The sequence below is a fragment of the Thioalkalivibrio sp. ALE9 genome (assembly GCF_000377445.1).
GTDB lineage: Bacteria > Pseudomonadota > Gammaproteobacteria > Ectothiorhodospirales > Ectothiorhodospiraceae > Thioalkalivibrio.
On the sequence record NZ_KB898124.1, the window covers coordinates 161615 to 177421 of the forward strand.

Sequence of the window (15807 nt, forward strand, 5' to 3'; positions counted from 1 at the left end):
CGCTCGATGCGTTACCATCGGCGCCGCTGCCGCGCGTACCCGCGTGTGTTTCGATCCCATGTCTCGATCCGCAGGAGAACTGCCATGTCGCTTGTTGCCCGATCCCTTCTGCCCGCCGCCCTGCTGCTCGCCGCCGGGCTGGTGGCCGGCTGCATGTCCGGGGGCGGTCCGGAGCCCGAGTTCGCCGAGGGCCAGCCGTTTCCCGAGCGCAGCCTGAATGACCAGCACGGGAACCCGGTCGAGCTGCCGGGCAATGCCCGCGTGATCCTGAAGACCGTCGAGGCGGCCCCGGCCGGCGTCGCCAACGCGGTCCTGAGCGAGATGAGCCCCGCCGAGCGCGAGGGGATCGTCTACATCGCCGACATCCACGAGATGCCGCCGCAGCCGATGCAGAACGTGGTCCTGCCGCGCATGCAGGCGCGGGACTACTCCATCGTGGTGACCTCCAGCGAGGCCGATGCCGGCTTCCTGCCGCACGAGCGCGAACAGGTGACCGTGGTCCTGCTGGATGGCGAGGGCGTGGTGACCGGTGTTGGCCATGCCGGGAGCGAAGAGGCCCTGAAGGACCTGCTCGACGAGGCCGGCGAGTAAGCCACGCGCATGAGGCTTCCGAGCCCGGGCCGGGGCTGACATGGCCTTTTTCCTCGGCCTGCTGACGGCCCTGGGCTTCGGCGCTGGCGACTTCTTTGGCGGCCTGGCCTCCCGGCGCATCCCGGCGCTGGTGGTCGCCTGCTATTCGCAGATCCTGGCCACCGTCGTCCTGCTGGTGATCGCTCTCCCGCTGGCGGGCCTGCCCGGGACCCAGGCCCTGATCTGGGGCGGGGCCTCGGGGCTCGCCCTGGCCCTCGGGCTGCTGGCCTACTACCACGGCCTGGCTGAGGGCTCGATGGGCCTGGTCGCCGCCGTGACCGGCGTGATCTCGGCCCTGGTGCCGCTGCTGGTCGGGCTGGTGATGGGCGAGCAGCCGGGCCCGCTGGCGCTGGCCGGGATCGCGGCTATCGTGATCGCGATCGGGATGATCTCCGGCGGTTCGCGCAAGGCGAGTCCACGCCGCCTGGACGAGCCCGTGCGTGGCCTGATGGCGCTGGCCCGGGGGGCGCACCCGGTGCGCGGGCTGGTGGACGCGACCATCGCCGGCGTCTGCTTCGGGCTGGTCTTCGTGTTCCTGAACGAGGCCGAGGCGGGCTCGCCGCTGTGGCCGGTGGTGGCGACCTCGGCGGTGGGCGCGCTGGCGCTGCTGGCGGTGATGCTGGTGCGCCGGCCGCAGACCGGGATGAGCCGCTCCACGCTGGTGCTGCTGTCGCTGGCCGGTCTGTTCCAGGCCGCGGCGACGCTCGCCTTTGTCGTGGCCGTGCGCATGGGCCTGCTGTCGATCATCGCGGTGGCCGGGGCGCTGTCGCCGGCCCCGACCGCGCTGATGGCGCGTTTTTTCCAGGCCGAGCGCATGTCGCGGGTGCAACTGACCGGTTTCGTCTTCGCCCTGGCGGGCATCGTCCTCATCGTGCTCGGCGGGCCCGGGTAGGGAACCGGCAAGTCTGTTAAGTTGGCGGCGTGACCCAACCCACAGGAGGTGCCAGGTGTCCGAAGATCCCAAGCCGGAAGTCGTGCGCAGCGACGTCAGCGAGCCCGCAGCCGGGCCGCGCAAGGACGTTACGATGGTCACCGTGGTGTACGTGCTGTACCTGGTGAGCTTCCTGACCGCGCTCACCGCGATCGCCGGCCTGATCATCGCTTATATGAAGCGTGGCGAGGCCGATAGCGTCAGCGTCTCCCACTTCACCTATCAGATCCGCACCTTCTGGATCGGGTTGCTGTTTGCCGTGATCGGAGCCATCACCACGCCCATCGGCATCGGCTTCCTGATCTTCCTGGCCCTGATCATCTGGCTGCTGGTGCGCTGCATCAAGGGCCTGCTGGCCAACAACGATAACCGCGCCATCGAGCAGCCCGAGACCTGGCTCTGGTAGTTCCTGTACGCCGCCCTTGAGCGGCGTTGGCGAATGCGCGCGCGCCTGGAGCAATACCAGGTACTGATCTATCTGGTGGCCATTGCCCTGGGGCTCGGTCTGGGCCTGTCCGAGCCGGAGTTCGGGGCGATGCTGGATGCCGTGCTCTGGCCGGTGCTGGGGCTGTTGCTGTACGCCACGTTCACGCAGACGCCGCTAAACCATCTGGGCGCGGCGTTTCGCGAGCCGCGCCTGCTCGCGGCGGCGGTGATCGGTAATTTTGTGGTGATCCCGCTGCTGGTCTGGGCGATCCTTCAGGTCGCGCCGGGCGGTCCGGCGGTCCTGCTGGGTATCGCGCTGGTGCTGCTGGTGCCGTGCACCGACTGGTTCATTACTTTCACCCATCTGGGTGGGGGTGACACGCGCCGGGCGATCGCCTTTTCTCCCCTTTCGCTGTTGCTGCAGCTCGCCCTGTTGCCGCTCTACCTGTGGTGGCTCTTCGGTGGCGAGTTCACCCTGGTGCTGGCCGGCGGAGACGTGCTGAAGGCCTTTGCCGGCCTGATCCTGGTCCCGCTGGTTCTGGCGTATCTGACCGAACGCTGGGCCGGGGAAGATCCCGGTCGCGGGCGCGTGATCGCCGGCCTGGGGTGGTTGCCGGTGCCGCTGCTGGCCCTGGTGGTGCTGATCGTCGCCGCATCCCAGGTCCAGACGGTGCTCGACGGGGTCGGTGTCCTGCTGCCGTTGTTGCTGATCTTTTCCGGTTTCCTGGTGGTTGCGGCGCTGCTGGCGCGGGCGCTGGCGCGAGCGTTCGGCCTGCCGGTCGCACAGGGGCGGGTGCTCGCCTTCAGCCTGGGATCGCGCAACTCCTTCGTTGTGCTCCCGATCGCACTGGCATTGCCGCAGGGACTGGAGTTGGCGGTGGTCGTGGTGGTGTTCCAGTCGCTGGTGGAGTTGGTCGGCATGGCCCTGTACCTGTGGTGGGTCCCTCGGCACCTGTTTCCCGCCCGGGCGCCGGCGCCTTGATCGGGCGGGTGTGCCCGCCCGCAAGCCATCGTCATGCGGTCCATGCCGGTTGTGTCTGGATGATCGTCGCGGCCCGAGGGAAGGCGTTGAGCCGGCCGTGGCGAGGGCGCGGGTGTCGTGAATTCGACAGGTTTCTGCGGCGGCGGCCTGCTGTTTTCTGTTTGTCACGGTTTTTTGACGATGCCGGCCTATACTCCGAAACGTGACGGGCGTCTCTCCGGGACCGGGGAGCCAGGGATTTTTTCGGACACGCGGGGAAGACCATGTCCGGATCAGGAAAGATCAACGGGGCCTTGTGGCCCGTAAGGCGCAGCGGGATCCTCGTCGCTGAAGGAGACGCGCGGGACTTTGGTGCGGAGATCTACCGGATGTGTTCCTCGGACACACCCCGTGAAGTCGCCTGGCTGGACATGGGCGGGCATCCCGGGACTCCCGTGCCGCAGCTTTCGAGTGCCTGGCATCTGCGCCGCCTGACGTTCCCGATGCCCCGGCCCTGGCCCGATCTGGGCGGGGTTCGGGTCGGCCTTCTGGATCTGGGACGCTCCCTGCCATCGCAGCTCGTCGACTTCGTCCACGCACACCAGCACGTGAAGTGGATCGCCCTGGTCGATCCGGTGCTGTTGCCGAGCCCGGAATTGCGCGACCTGATCCGGGACAGCTGCTACGACTTCCATACCCGGCCGCTGGATCAGGCCCGCCTGGAAGTGACCCTGGGCCGCGCCTGCGGGATGGCCGTTCTGGAGACACCCGCGGAGCCCGCCGCCGGCCTGCCATCGGGGGATGAAGGCCGACCCATTATCGGCCACAGCGCTCCGATGCAGGCCCTTGCGCGGCAATTGAGCCGGGTCGCGGGATCGGACGCGCCGGTCCTCTTCCAGGGCGAAAGTGGAACCGGAAAAGAGCTTGCGGCTCGCACGGTGCACCGTCAGTCGCGGCGCAGCGAGGGTCCGTTTGTCGCGGTCAACTGCGGGGCGTTACCGGCGCAGTTGATCCAGTCCGAACTGTTCGGTCACGAGGCCGGCGCATTCACCGGAGCGACCCGCCGCAAGATCGGTCAGCTCGAGCTGGCCCATGGCGGGACCCTGCTGCTGGACGAGATCGGGGATCTGGGGCTCGACCTGCAGGTGAATCTGCTGCGTTTCCTGCAAGAGGGGACGCTGCTGCGTCTGGGTGGCCTGCAGCCGATCCAGGTGGATGTGCGTGTCCTGGCCGCGACCCATGTCGATCTGTTCAAGGCCGTAGAGGCCGGGCGATTCCGGGAAGACCTCTACTACCGCCTGAATGTGATTCAGCTGGACGTGCCCCCGTTGCGGGAGCGTGGGGCCGACCTGGTGGAGCTGGCCCATTTCTACTTCGACCGGTTTCGTGGCCAGAACCCGCGTCTGCGCGGATTTACCCGCGCGGCCATCCAGGCGCTCTACAGCCATCGCTGGCCGGGCAATGTCCGGGAGCTGGTCAACCGTATTCAGCGGGCCGTGACCATGGCGGACGGGCGCCTGATCCGGCCGGAGGATCTGGGGCTTGCGGCGCCGCTCGAGGGCAGCGGCCGGGAGACGCTGGCGCAGGCCCGTGCCCGCGCGGAACGCGAGACGGTGATGCGGGCGCTGGGGCAGTGCGACAACAACCTGTCGCGCGCCGCACGCGAGCTGGGAGTAGGGCGGGTGACGCTTTATCGCTTGCTCGACAAGTACGGGATGCGTCCGTCCAAGCACTGAACCCCGGGTTCAGGCGCGATGGAGCGGTCCCGGTTCTGGGGGGCACGCCGCGGTGCGCCGTCTGGCGCGCGGCCGGTGTGTTCCCGTTTGCACGGCCCCGAGGGGGCATGGAGAACGCACGTGAACAAGATCCGGGTCGGGAGGTGGGGGGCGGGGCTGGTCCCGCTGTTTCTGGGGTTGTCGGCCACGGTCGCCGCGCAGGAGCCCCGCGAGGCGGTCGGGGACGCGCCACGGGACCAGGGCCCGCAGGTTACGGTCTTCGAGGAGCGCGGCATGCTTACGCCGCAGGGGCAATGGGTGATCGAGCCTTCGCTCGCCTATGTGCACAGCAGCGCGCTGGATGTCTCGATCGAGGGCTTCACCATCATCCCGGCCCTGGCGATCGGGCTGATCGATGTCAGCGAGACGGAACGGGACACGCTGACGGCCGCGGTGGCATTGCGGTACGGGCTCACCGACCGGCTCGAGGTCGGGCTCAAGATTCCCTGGGTCTACCGCGAACAGCAGGTGCGCCGGCGCGACATCCTGGAAGGAACGGAACTGGAGCGGGTGACCGGGTCCACCGGCAGCGGCCTGGGGGATGTCGAGTTCGGGCTGTCCTACCAGTTCAACACCGCCGATCGCGGGCGCCCTTTCTTTATCGGCAATCTGAAGGCAAAGAGCCGCACCGGGACGGACCCGTTCTCGGTGGATCGACGCCGGATCGTGGACGAGGACGGGAACCGGCTCGGCGAGATCTTCCTGGAACAGCCCACCGGATCCGGCTTCTGGGCCGTGCAGCCCAGCGTGACCATGATCTACCCGACCGATCCCGCCGTATTGTTCGCGAACGTCAGCTATCTGTGGAATATCGAGCGGGATGTGGGTCCGGACTACGGCACGGTGGATCCGGGGGACGCCTTCGGCGCCAGCCTCGGCATGGCCATCAGCCTGAATGACCGTACCTCGATGAGCCTGGGTTATGACCACAGCGTGGTGTTTCGGACCCGCGTGGAGAACGATCCCGGGCTGGAGCCCGTGTTTGGTCGGCGCCAGGTGGGGACGCTGCTTTGGGGGGTGTCGCATCGCCTGACTGAACGCACCAGCCTGAACTTCTCGCTGGGGGTGGGGGTGACCGAGTCCGCGCCCGATGTGCAGATGACCGTGCGGGTGCCGATGCGTTTCTGAGATCGCTGCCGCGAACGACGGCGGCGGGGCTACCAGCCGCGACCGCCGTCGGTTAGCTGCTGCTCCAGGGCCCGGCCAAGGTCGCTGCGCGGCATCTGCAGGTTGCGCAGCTCCAGTTGCAGGATTGTCTGGTGCTGGATGGCCTGACCGTCCAGCTGGTTCTGGATGGTCGTGACCCAGCCCTGGCCGCTGGCCGTTTCCGAGACGAACGTCTGTGCCGGGAGGCCCGCCGTCGCGTTGAGAATCGTGATGCGACCGGCGGAGGGGTGGCTCGTCGCGGCGCCAAGGGTTCCCAGTGGATGCAGCGTGCTCTGGTGCAGGATCTCGCCATTCAGGGCCGTGATCTGTTCCAGGCCGATCGCGATCTGCAGCCCGTCGCGGCCGAAGAAGCCACCGCGCTGCTCGGCCAGCACCGCATCGGCGACCACCCGCGGGTCACCCGCGCCGGGAAGCGTTTCCAGTGCCTGGGCCGCGACGGGCAGGCCGACGGCGAGGATGCAAAGCGCCAGGCGGGCAAGCGTCGAACCGGTCCGCGGCCCTCGGGGGGGCGAGGCATCGCATCGCTGCGGGGATATGGGGGCCATGGACGTTACCATTCCCGGGCCCGTGGCAGATTCAGGGTGAAACTGGCCAGGTCGCGGCGCACCACGCCGTCCTCGACGGGTGCGCGGGTGATGGCGGCCCACGTCTGGGGGGCGTTGAAGTTCGCGCGGGCGCGCTCGACCTCTTCGCGGATGATGAACAGGATGTCGTTTACCCAGGCCGCCTCGAACTCGGGTCGGCGGTAGCTCTTCAATCCCAGGGCCGGGTCCCCGACCAGGACCTCGCCCTCGCGCAGGCCCTTGATGACCACAAAGTGCCGATAGCCGCGCGTCTCGATCATCGCGATGGCGGGCACGCCCAGCCCCTCCAGGTCGTCCAGGCCGATCCGGAAGCCGTCCGCCGCCAGGCCGGCCTCCGCCCCGAGGTAGTTCTTCATGTCCAGCAGCGAAAAGCCCTGGGCCCGGATCAGGTCCTGGTCACCGCGGCGGAACATGCCGTCAAAGGTGGTGGTTTCCACCGTGGGCCGGTCGTAGTGGTAACTGAGCAGGGTGGCCAGTGCGGCGGAGCCGCAGCTGAAGTCGTATTGCTGCGGGACCACCGAGCGAAAGCGCAGGGCCTTCATGCTCTCGACCGGGACGTTCATGCTGCCAATCATCCCGGGAACCTGCGCCCCGCCCGCCTGGGCCTGCAGCGCCTGGGGTGCCAGCAGGGCAAGCACCAGGATCCCCGGCGCAAGCAGAAGGTGGTGGTGCCGCATGTTCACGGATGGATCGTGACGTTCACGATCATGGATTCCTGGATGGCCACGTTATGGCCGGTGTTCTGGATGACGGTGGAAAACCCGCGGGCATTGTCGAAGGCGCCCGGCGCGATCAGGTTGGTGCCGCCATGGCCGCCCATAACGACGTTGTCATGCAGGGCGATCTGGGAGTGGACCTGGCCCAGCTGGATGTTGCTGACCCCCTGGCGCGCCCGTTGCTGGTTGAGGGTGTCGGCATCCACCGACGTCAGGCCCTGAAGGTCCAGCGTGCCGGATGCGGCGAGGTTTGTTTGACTGTCGCGAGGGTCGGCCGCGCTGGCGGAACCGGCCGCCAGGAGCAGCGTGCCCAGCATCGCAGCGAACAAGGATCGGGTGAACAAGGATTGCGAATATCTCGGATGGAGGCGCATGACCGGATTCTCCAGTGCAGGGCCGTGACGCGACGGGTCTCGGACCCGCCGCGTGGCACGGACTAGTTGCCCAGATTGAGGTGTGCCTGCACCGATACCTGCTGTTGCGTCAGGCTGTTGGCCCCGCTGTTCTGCGAGACCTGGGTGATGCCGGCGGGGGCCACGAAGGAATCGGAACCGATCGTGTTGTACGCGGTGCTGCGCGCCCCTTCGGCGATATCCACGTAGTTCCCGGTGACCGTACCGGACAGGTCGTTCTGGCTGACCACGGCGTTGACCTGCAGCATGGTGTTGAAGCTGTCGGTTGCCGTGCTGTTGCCGGAATCCATGACCGCGAGGCTGTTGTCGGAGTTGTCGCTCTGATCGCGGGTCACGCTGGCGGTGGAGCCATTGTTGGCGGCGGCACTGTTGTCGTCGGCGCTGGCCGAGCTGTTGTCCGAGCTGTCGTTGCCCGAATCCGACACATTGAGGCTGTTGTCGGAGTTATCGTTGCCCGAGTCCGAAACGTTCAGGCTGTTGTCGGAGTTGTCGTTACCGGAATCGGCGATGTTCAGGCTGTTATCGGAGCTGTCATTCCCCGAGTCCGAGACCGTGGTGTTCCCCGAATCCGCGATGCTGGTGCTGTTGTCGGAACTGTCGTTACCGGAGTCGGCGACGTTCAGGCTATTGTCCGAGTTGTCGTTGCCCGAATCGGCGATGTTCAGACTGTTGTCCGAGCTGTCATTGCCCGAGTCGGCCACATTCAGACTGTTGTCGGAACTGTCGTTGCCCGAATCCGAGACCGTCGTGTTCCCCGAGTCCGCCACGCTGGTGCTGTTGTCGGAGCTATTGGACAGGTCGGAGTCATTGACCGTTACCGCCAGCGAATTTTCGTTGGCGGAGGAGCCGCCATTGTCGGCGGTCGAGGAGGCCGTGGCATTCTGATCGCCCACCTCGCCTTCCGCCGTATTGGTCGGATTGGCCAGCGCGAGTCCGGAGCTCAGGCCGAAAGCGAGTGCGATCGCGGAAGCGATAAGTGTCTTTTTGAAGCTCATGATGAATCTCCTTTGGGTTGTGTCAACACGCCTCTAGGCGTCGTGGCCGGCATGACGCAACCGCCCTGGCGGCCACGACAAATCCGTTAGCAGGAGTCGGGCCAAATGGAGGATTCTTCGATTAATCAGGGTCTTGCGGATTCCCCTCGGATGTCCGTCGCAGGCGATTTGTACCGCTGGCGAAACAGGAAATGATGAGTCTGCTGCCGATCCGCCTGTAAGTGACGGAAATCCGTAAAGAATCACGCGGGGTGCAAGCTGTCTTCCCGGGAGACAGCCATCGCCCAGCATCCACGCGAGATGGGCAAACGGGGTCCAACTGGTTCTGGGCAGAGGCGTATTGGGGCCGCAAGGCTTCGAGTGCCCAGGACGTGCGGTATCGCAGATCGGCGTATGGCTACGTGCTCGTTCATGGCGCCCGGGCTAGCCGATGAGACGATTACCCCGGCGGCAGGTGTGGCGGTTGGTGGAGGCGGAGGATCGCACCACAGCCGCCGGGCGGCCCTGCGGGCCGGCCCGGTGTACTGCGGTTACGCGGACGGCCCGGGGTTCGGGATCCGCAGGGTATGTTGGGGTGGAGTCTCAGCGTTCCAGGTACTGCAGCTTGTTCTCGACGCCGTCCCATTCTTCGGCATCTTCCGGAGGGTCCTTGCGCGCGGTGATCACCGGCCAGGTGCGGGCCAGCTCGGCGTTCAGCTCTATGAAGTGCATCTGATCCTCTGGCACGTCGTCCTCTGGCAGTATGGCTTCGGCCGGGCATTCCGGTTCGCACAGGGTGCAGTCGATGCACTCGTCCGGATCGATGGCTAGGAAGTTCGGGCCTTCATGGAAGCAGTCGACGGGGCAGACCTCGACGCAGTCGGTGTACTTGCACTTGATGCAGTTATCGATAACGACGAACGTCATGGTGTTTCTCCCTTTTCATTCAGTCTTGTGACCGGTCGTTTCCGCTGACCGGTCGGGCTGTGGCACCGCCAGCCGGCAGGATTTCGCCGCATTGTAACGCCTCCCCTGCGGCTGTCGGGAATCCCGGGCGAACCCTGGCCACATTCGGGGGGCTCGCGCCAGCGGCGGGCCGATTACCACGGCCCCTGCGGGGCCTCGCAATGACAGGGGAACCATCTCGACACCGCGAGGCATGGCCACCCCTCAACGCCTCATCGCAAGGCGCAACCATCCCCTTGACCCGTCATCGCGAGGAGCGAAGCGACGTGGCGATCTCCCGGGGCACCCCCGGCGCTGAGTCACTCCGGTGAATCCCGATGGTTCCGAACGTGATGGCCACGGCCCCTTCGGGACCGCGCAACGAGCGCGTCAATCCGGGTTGCGCAGGGCCTCCTTCATCCGGTACAGCGCGTCCAGCGCTTCGCGCGGGGACATATCGTCGGGGTCCAGGGTGTCGAACAGCGCCTTCAGGGCGCGTTCTTCCGGAGCCGTTTGCGGTTCCGGGTCGCTCGTCACCTCGGGTGGCGCGGGGGTGAACAGGCCGAGCTGGGGCGAGTCGGCGGCGGCCGCACGATCCTCCAGCTCGCGCAGGTGGGTGCGCGCAAGCTTCAGCACGTCGGCTGGAACACCGGCGAGCTGGGCGACCTGCAGGCCGTAGCTCTGGTTGGCGGGCCCCTCGCGGACCTGGTGCAGGAACACGATGCTGTGCTCGTGTTCCATGGCATCCGTATGTACGTTGGCGACGGCCGACTCGCGTTCGGCCAGTGCGGTCAGCTCGAAGTAATGCGTGGCGAACAGGGTCAGCGCGCGGTTGTGGCGCGCCAGGCGTTCGGCGCAGGCCAGCGCGAGCGCCAGCCCGTCGAAGGTGCTGGTGCCGCGCCCGATCTCGTCCATCAGCACCAGGCTTTCGGGACCGGCGTTGTGCAGGATATTCGCGGCTTCGGTCATCTCCACCATGAAGGTGGAGCGCCCGGAGGTCAGGTCGTCGGAGGCCCCGATGCGGGTGAAGATGCGGTCCACCGGCCCGATCTGCGCCCGCGCGGCCGGCACGAAGCTGCCCATGCAGGCCAGCAGCACGATCAGGGCCGTCTGGCGCATGTAGGTGGACTTGCCGCCCATGTTGGGCCCGGTGATCACCAGCAGGCGGCGCTCTTCGGGGTCCAGTTCGGTGTCGTTGGCGACAAACGGCGCGTCCAGACCGGCCTCCACCACCGGGTGGCGCCCCTGCTCGATGCGGATGCCGGGATTCTCCACCAGTTCCGGGCAGTGCCAGTCCAGGCGCTGGGCGCGCTCGGCCAGGCAGGCGAGGGCGTCCAGTTCGGCGAGGGCGTCGGCGATGGCGCGCAGGCGCGGGGCGCGGCCCTGAAGCTCGGTGATCAGGCCCTCGAACAGGGCGCGCTCGCGGGCCATCGCCTGCTCGCGGGCGGAGAGGATCTCGTCCTCGAAGCGCTTGAGTTCCTCGGTGGTGTAGCGCTCGGCGTTCTTCAGGGTCTGGCGGCGCATGAAGCGTCCGGGCAGCTCCGCCGAGCGCGTGCGCGAGACCTCGATGTAGTAACCGTGCACGCGGTTGTACGCGACCTTCAGGGTGGGGATGCCGGTGGCCTCGCGCTCGCGTGCCTCGATCTCGCGCAGGAACGAGTCGGCGTCGTGCTCCAGTGCGCGCAGGCGGTCCAGCTCGGCATCGAAGCCTGGCCGGATCATGCCCCCGTCGGTGACGCGCAGCGGGGGCTCCTCGACCAGCGCGGCGGCCAGAGTGGTGCTCAGGTCGGCCTCCGGGGCCAGGGCCTGATGCAGGGCCTGCAGGGCGTCGCTGTTCCCGGCCACGGGCGTCAGGGCCTGGTGCAGCGGCGGCAGGCGTTCGAGGCTCGCGAGCAGGGCGGTCAGGTCGCGTGGGCGCGCGCTGCCGAGGACGATGCGCGACAGGATGCGTTCGACATCCGCACTACCGGCCAGGGCCTCGCGCAGGGGCGTGGTGGCGCCGGCCTCCAGCAGCGCGGTGATGGCGGTCTGGCGCTCGCGGATGACGGCACGGTCGCGCAGCGGCTGGTGCAGCCACTGCAGCAGCCGGCGCGAACCCATCGCCGAGCGGGTGGTGTCCAGCAGGGCCAGCAGCGATCCCTGGCGTTCGCCGCCGAGCGTCCGGGTCAGTTCCAGGTTGCGGCGGGTGGCCGGGTCGAGCACCAGCATCTGGCTGCGCAGTTCGTGCGCCAGACCGGTGATGTGGGCGAGATCGCCGCGATAGCGGTTCTGCACGTAGGCGAGCAGGGCGCCGGCGGCGGCGATGCCGAGGTCGAGGCCGTCGCAGCCGAAGCCGGAGAGGTCGCGGGTGCCGAAGTGCGTGGTGAGCACGCGCCGCGCGGAGACGCCGTCGAAGTGCCAGTCCGCGTGGCGTTGTGGCGCGAATCCGTCGATCCCGGGGATCGGCGCGGCCTGATCGGGGATCAGGCATTCCACCGGGTCCAGACGCGCCAGCTCGGCGGCCAGTTCGGTCGCGTCGCGCACCTCCAGCAGGCGGAACTGGCCGCTGGCGAACTCCAGACTGGCGATCCCGTAGCCCTCCTTGCGGCCCTTGATCGCGGCCGAGCCGGCGGGGCAGACGGCAACCAGCCGGTTGATGCTGCGGGCCTCCAGCAGGGCCTCTTCGGTAACCGTGCCGGGGGTGACGATGCGCACCACCTCGCGCTTGACCGGGCCCTTCTGCGCGCCTACCGCGCCGGTCTGCTCGCAGATGGCCACGCTCTCGCCCAGCTTCAGCAGGCGCGAGAGATAGCTCTCCAGGGTGTGCACCGGGATCCCGGCCATGGGGATCGGCTGCCCGGCGGACTCGCCGCGCCGGGTCAGGGTGATGTCGAGCAGCGAGGCCGCGCGCTCGGCATCGTCGTAGAACAGCTCGTAGAAATCGCCCATGCGATAGAGCAGCAGCGTGTCCGGGTACTCGGCCTTGATGCCGAGGTACTGCTGCATCATCGGGGTATGGGCGGAAAGGGGTTCGGCGGTGCTCATCGGTTCGGCTGCGCTCGATCCGGGCAAACGCGCAGTATACGGATGCAGCGCGCCACATGGCAGGTGGGTCTGGCCTGGCATGTTGTGCCACACTCGAGGCCGTGCGGCGGACGCCACGTCAGGGAGGGGCGAACATGATCGGGGAAGAGGATCGGCGCAATCACCGGCGGATGCAGGTGCAGGGCGAGGCGCGCATGACCTGGCGCTCCAGCGGCGAGTCGGTCGCGGTGCGGCTGGAGGACCTGTCGGCGACGGGCTGTGCGTTCGTGGTCCAGCGCGAGACCGACCCGGGGGTCGATGTCAGCGTGGTGGTGCCAAGTCCCGATGGCCGCCTGGCGGGGCTGGAACGCCACGGCCGCGTGGTGCGCTGCGACGCCGTCGATCCAGCCGATGGCGGCGGCTGGCGGGTTGCGGTCGCCTTCGATACGGAGGGATGATCGCGCCATGACCGCCGCATCCAGCAGCACGATCCTGACTTTGGGGGAAACCGACGCCCCCGGCCTCTCCGCGCTGGTGTACGACCTGGGCGAGCGCCTGATGGCACGGGGCGAGCGTCTATGCACCGTGGAATCCTGCACCGGTGGCGGCATCGCCCAGGCGATGACCGATGTTCCGGGCAGCTCGCAATGGTTCGAATGCGGCTGGGTGGCGTACTCCAACGCGGCCAAGACGGCGATGGTCGGGGTCCCGGCCGAACTGATCGCGGAACACGGCGCCGTCAGCGAGGCGGTGGCCCGCGCGATGGTCGAAGGCGCGCTGGCCCGCTGCGACGCGGATCATGCGCTCTCGGTCACCGGGATCGCCGGGCCCGGTGGCGGGACCGCGGACAAGCCGGTCGGTACGGTCTGCTTCGGCTGGCAGACGCGCGGCCAGGAGGTGCGCGTCGCGACCCGCCATTTCCCCGGCGAACGCCACGCCGTTCGTCTGCAGTCAATGCTCCACGCCCTGAGCGAACTGCTCGCCCACGAGGCGGCCTGACGCCGCTCGGGGCGGGTTTCGTGCCCGGCATTGATCCGCGCAGGATCCCGGGTTGGGTCGTTCCCCGCCCTGTGGGATACTGCGGCCCCGTATCCGCCCCGCAACGGATCGGAAATCATCGCTGCAAGTATCGGGAGGCAAACCGTGGACGAGAATCGCAAGAAGGCCCTGACCGCCGCACTGGGGCAGATCGAACGCCAATTCGGCAAGGGCGCGGTGATGCGCATGGGCGATCAGCAGGCGGTCGACGTCCCCGCGATCTCCACGGGCTCCCTGGCGCTGGACATCGCGCTGGGCATCGGCGGCGTGCCGCGCGGGCGCGTGGTCGAGATCTACGGGCCGGAGTCCTCGGGCAAGACGACCCTGACCCTGCAGGTGGTGGCCGAGGCGCAGAAGGTGGGCGGTACCGCCGCGTTCGTGGATGCCGAGCATGCGCTGGACCCGACCTACGCCGAGAAGCTGGGCGTGAACGTCGATGACCTGCTGGTCTCGCAGCCGGATACCGGTGAGCAGGCGCTGGAGATCGCCGACATGCTGGTGCGCTCCGGCGCGGTGGACGTGGTGATCGTCGACTCGGTGGCCGCGCTGACGCCCAAGGCGGAGATCGAGGGCGAGATGGGCGACTCCCACGTCGGCCTGCAGGCACGCCTGATGTCGCAGGCCCTGCGCAAGCTGACCGCCAACATCAAGCGCTCCAACACGCTGGTCATCTTCATCAACCAGATCCGCATGAAGATCGGCGTGATGTTCGGCAGCCCCGAGACCACCACCGGCGGCAACGCGCTCAAGTTCTACTCCTCCGTGCGCATGGACATCCGCCGTATCGGCGCGATCAAGAAGGGCGACGAGGTGATCGGCAACGAGACCCGCGTAAAGGTCGTGAAGAACAAGATGGCGCCCCCGTTCAAGGAGGCCTACTTCGAGATCCTCTATGGCGAGGGTATCTCGCGGGTCGGCGAGATCATCGAGATGGGTGTGAAGGAAGGCCTGATCGACAAGGCGGGTGCCTGGTACAGCTACAACGGCGAGCGTATCGGCCAGGGCAAGGAGAACGCCCGCCAGTACCTGAAGGACAACCCGCACATCGCCGAGGAAGTCGAAAAGACCCTGCGCGACCGCCTGCTGCCGAAGCGCAACAAGGCCGCGGCGGAGGACGCGCCGGTCGATGCCCCGGTCGAGGAGCAAGGCTGACCCGGCCGACCCGGAGGCCGCGCTGGAGGCGGGCCTCCGGTTGCTGGTCCGGCGCGAACACTCCGCGCTGGAGCTGAGCCGCAAGCTCGCCGAACGCGGCTTCGAGCGGGAAGCGGTCGATACCGCGCTCGAGCGCGCGCGCGAGCTCGACTACCTGAGCGACACCCGCTACGCGGACTTTATCGCCCGCCACCGCACGGAGCAGGGCTACGGCGAACAGCGCATCCGCGCCGAACTCGCCCACAACGGTATCGGCAGCGATACCGTCAATGCCGCCCTCGATGCCCTGGAGGTCGACTGGACCGATCAGGCCCGCGGCCAGCTCGAACGCCACTTCCGCCACCCCCCCGAGACCCGTGAGGACGAGGCCCGCATGCTCCGCCACCTGGCCGGCCGCGGCTTCCCCGGCGGCGTCGCCCACCAGGCCCTCGCCGCCTGGAAAGACGACGCTGGTATCTCCTGACCGATTGCTTCGTCGCTTCGCTCCTCGCAATGACGGGTTTGGAGGAACGTCATTGCGAGGAGCGAAGCGACGAAGCAATCCCCGAGAGAACCACCAGATCCGGGGTCTGGCCGGACCCAGCCGATTGCCACGGACCCTTTGGGGGCCTCGCAATGACTTCCTTGTGTTGGGGGCACGCTAGTGTCTCGGTGGTGAATGGCCGAAAGGATTCTCGGCCGCTGAGTACCAATGTGCAGTCGCCCAGGGAGGGAGCGATGAAACAACCCTGTGTCTACATCATGAGCAACCGTCGTGACGGGACCCTCTACGTGGGTGTGACCAGCAACCTGGTGCAGCGGGTCTGGCAGCATCGCTCGGGAGAGGTATCCGGGTTCACCAGCCGCTACGGTCTGCATCGGCTCGTCTGGTTCGAGCAATGCGTGGAGATGGAATCCGCGATTGAGCGCGAAAAGCAGCTGAAGGCGGGCCCGCGGCGCAGGAAGGTTGCGCTGATCGAGCAGGTGAACCCCGGGTGGCGGGATCTGTTCGACGACATCGTGGGTTGAACCCGACTGGGGAGGTCCTTGCCGATCGCTTCGTGGCCGCGCGCCTCGCAATGACGGCGATCATGGTGCGTCATTGCGAGGCTG

General features: G+C 67.7%; 17 protein-coding genes. 11 read left to right on the plus strand and 6 right to left on the minus strand.

All coding sequences use genetic code 11. The features are described 5' to 3' along the window. The first annotated feature begins 84 nt into the window (after positions 1-84). The 6 genes from D106_RS0106485 to D106_RS0106510 all read left to right on the plus strand — a co-directional run bounded on the left by D106_RS0106485 (position 85) and on the right by D106_RS0106510 (position 5851). Positions 85-591 carry a hypothetical protein gene (locus D106_RS0106485; protein WP_018877676.1) on the plus strand — a complete coding sequence of 169 codons (507 nt, stop codon included), beginning with the start codon at positions 85-87 and terminating at the stop codon, positions 589-591. A 40-nt stretch (positions 592-631) separates the two neighbouring features. After that, positions 632-1522: an EamA family transporter gene (locus D106_RS0106490; protein ID WP_018866017.1), complete on the plus strand. Its 891-nt coding sequence runs from the start codon at positions 632-634 to the stop codon at positions 1520-1522. A 55-nt stretch (positions 1523-1577) separates the two neighbouring features. Then, positions 1578-1967: a hypothetical protein gene (locus D106_RS0106495; protein ID WP_018866018.1), complete on the plus strand. Its 390-nt coding sequence runs from the start codon at positions 1578-1580 to the stop codon at positions 1965-1967. 33 nt (positions 1968-2000) lie between these two features. Further along, positions 2001-2969: an arsenic resistance protein gene (locus D106_RS0106500; protein WP_018879578.1), complete on the plus strand. Its 969-nt coding sequence runs from the start codon at positions 2001-2003 to the stop codon at positions 2967-2969. A 368-nt stretch (positions 2970-3337) separates the two neighbouring features. After that, positions 3338-4684: a sigma 54-interacting transcriptional regulator gene (locus D106_RS0106505; RefSeq protein WP_018876286.1), complete on the plus strand. Its 1347-nt coding sequence runs from the start codon at positions 3338-3340 to the stop codon at positions 4682-4684. A 120-nt stretch (positions 4685-4804) separates the two neighbouring features. Next, on the plus strand, positions 4805-5851 hold the full coding sequence (locus tag D106_RS0106510; protein WP_018876287.1) for a transporter: 1047 nt from the start codon (positions 4805-4807) through the stop codon (positions 5849-5851). Between the two features lie 29 nt (positions 5852-5880). Here the strand turns inward: D106_RS0106510 and D106_RS0106515 are convergent, their stop codons facing one another. The 6 genes from D106_RS0106515 to mutS all read right to left on the minus strand — a co-directional run bounded on the left by D106_RS0106515 (position 5881) and on the right by mutS (position 12546). After that, complete coding sequence (locus D106_RS0106515; protein ID WP_028484600.1) at positions 5881-6360, minus strand: hypothetical protein; 480 nt, start codon at positions 6358-6360, stop codon at positions 5881-5883. An 80-nt stretch (positions 6361-6440) separates the two neighbouring features. After that, positions 6441-7157 (minus strand): C39 family peptidase, encoded by a 717-nt coding sequence (locus D106_RS0106520; RefSeq protein ID WP_018877672.1) that lies wholly within the window; start codon positions 7155-7157, stop codon positions 6441-6443. Then, positions 7154-7507 (minus strand): hypothetical protein, encoded by a 354-nt coding sequence (locus tag D106_RS0106525; protein ID WP_018866024.1) that lies wholly within the window; start codon positions 7505-7507, stop codon positions 7154-7156. The genes D106_RS0106520 and D106_RS0106525 overlap by 4 nt, the downstream gene beginning before the upstream one ends. A gap of 119 nt (positions 7508-7626) precedes the next feature. Then, entirely contained in the window at positions 7627-8598 is a 972-nt protein-coding gene (locus D106_RS0106530; RefSeq protein WP_018879579.1) for a hypothetical protein, read from the minus strand. Between the two features lie 582 nt (positions 8599-9180). Continuing rightward, complete coding sequence (gene fdxA, locus D106_RS0106535) at positions 9181-9504, minus strand: ferredoxin FdxA (protein ID WP_018866026.1); 324 nt, start codon at positions 9502-9504, stop codon at positions 9181-9183. A 408-nt stretch (positions 9505-9912) separates the two neighbouring features. Next, the gene (mutS, locus tag D106_RS0106540; protein ID WP_018879580.1) at positions 9913-12546 is read right to left on the minus strand and encodes a DNA mismatch repair protein MutS; all 2634 of its coding nucleotides are present in this window, start codon (positions 12544-12546) and stop codon (positions 9913-9915) included. A gap of 134 nt (positions 12547-12680) precedes the next feature. On the opposite strand from mutS, the gene D106_RS0106545 reads away from it, so the two are divergent. The 5 genes from D106_RS0106545 (at position 12681) to D106_RS0106565 (ending at position 15723) form a co-directional block, all read left to right on the plus strand. Next, positions 12681-12983, plus strand: coding sequence for a PilZ domain-containing protein (locus tag D106_RS0106545; protein WP_018877671.1), 303 nt, complete (start codon positions 12681-12683; stop codon positions 12981-12983). A gap of 7 nt (positions 12984-12990) precedes the next feature. Then, positions 12991-13524, plus strand: coding sequence for a CinA family protein (locus tag D106_RS0106550; protein ID WP_018879581.1), 534 nt, complete (start codon positions 12991-12993; stop codon positions 13522-13524). A 144-nt stretch (positions 13525-13668) separates the two neighbouring features. Then, positions 13669-14715 carry a recombinase RecA gene (gene recA, locus D106_RS0106555; protein ID WP_018876294.1) on the plus strand — a complete coding sequence of 349 codons (1047 nt, stop codon included), beginning with the start codon at positions 13669-13671 and terminating at the stop codon, positions 14713-14715. Continuing rightward, complete coding sequence (locus tag D106_RS0106560; RefSeq protein ID WP_026280605.1) at positions 14690-15178, plus strand: regulatory protein RecX; 489 nt, start codon at positions 14690-14692, stop codon at positions 15176-15178. The genes recA and D106_RS0106560 overlap by 26 nt, the downstream gene beginning before the upstream one ends. A gap of 254 nt (positions 15179-15432) precedes the next feature. Further along, complete coding sequence (locus D106_RS0106565; RefSeq protein ID WP_018879583.1) at positions 15433-15723, plus strand: GIY-YIG nuclease family protein; 291 nt, start codon at positions 15433-15435, stop codon at positions 15721-15723. Positions 15724-15807 lie beyond the last annotated feature (84 nt).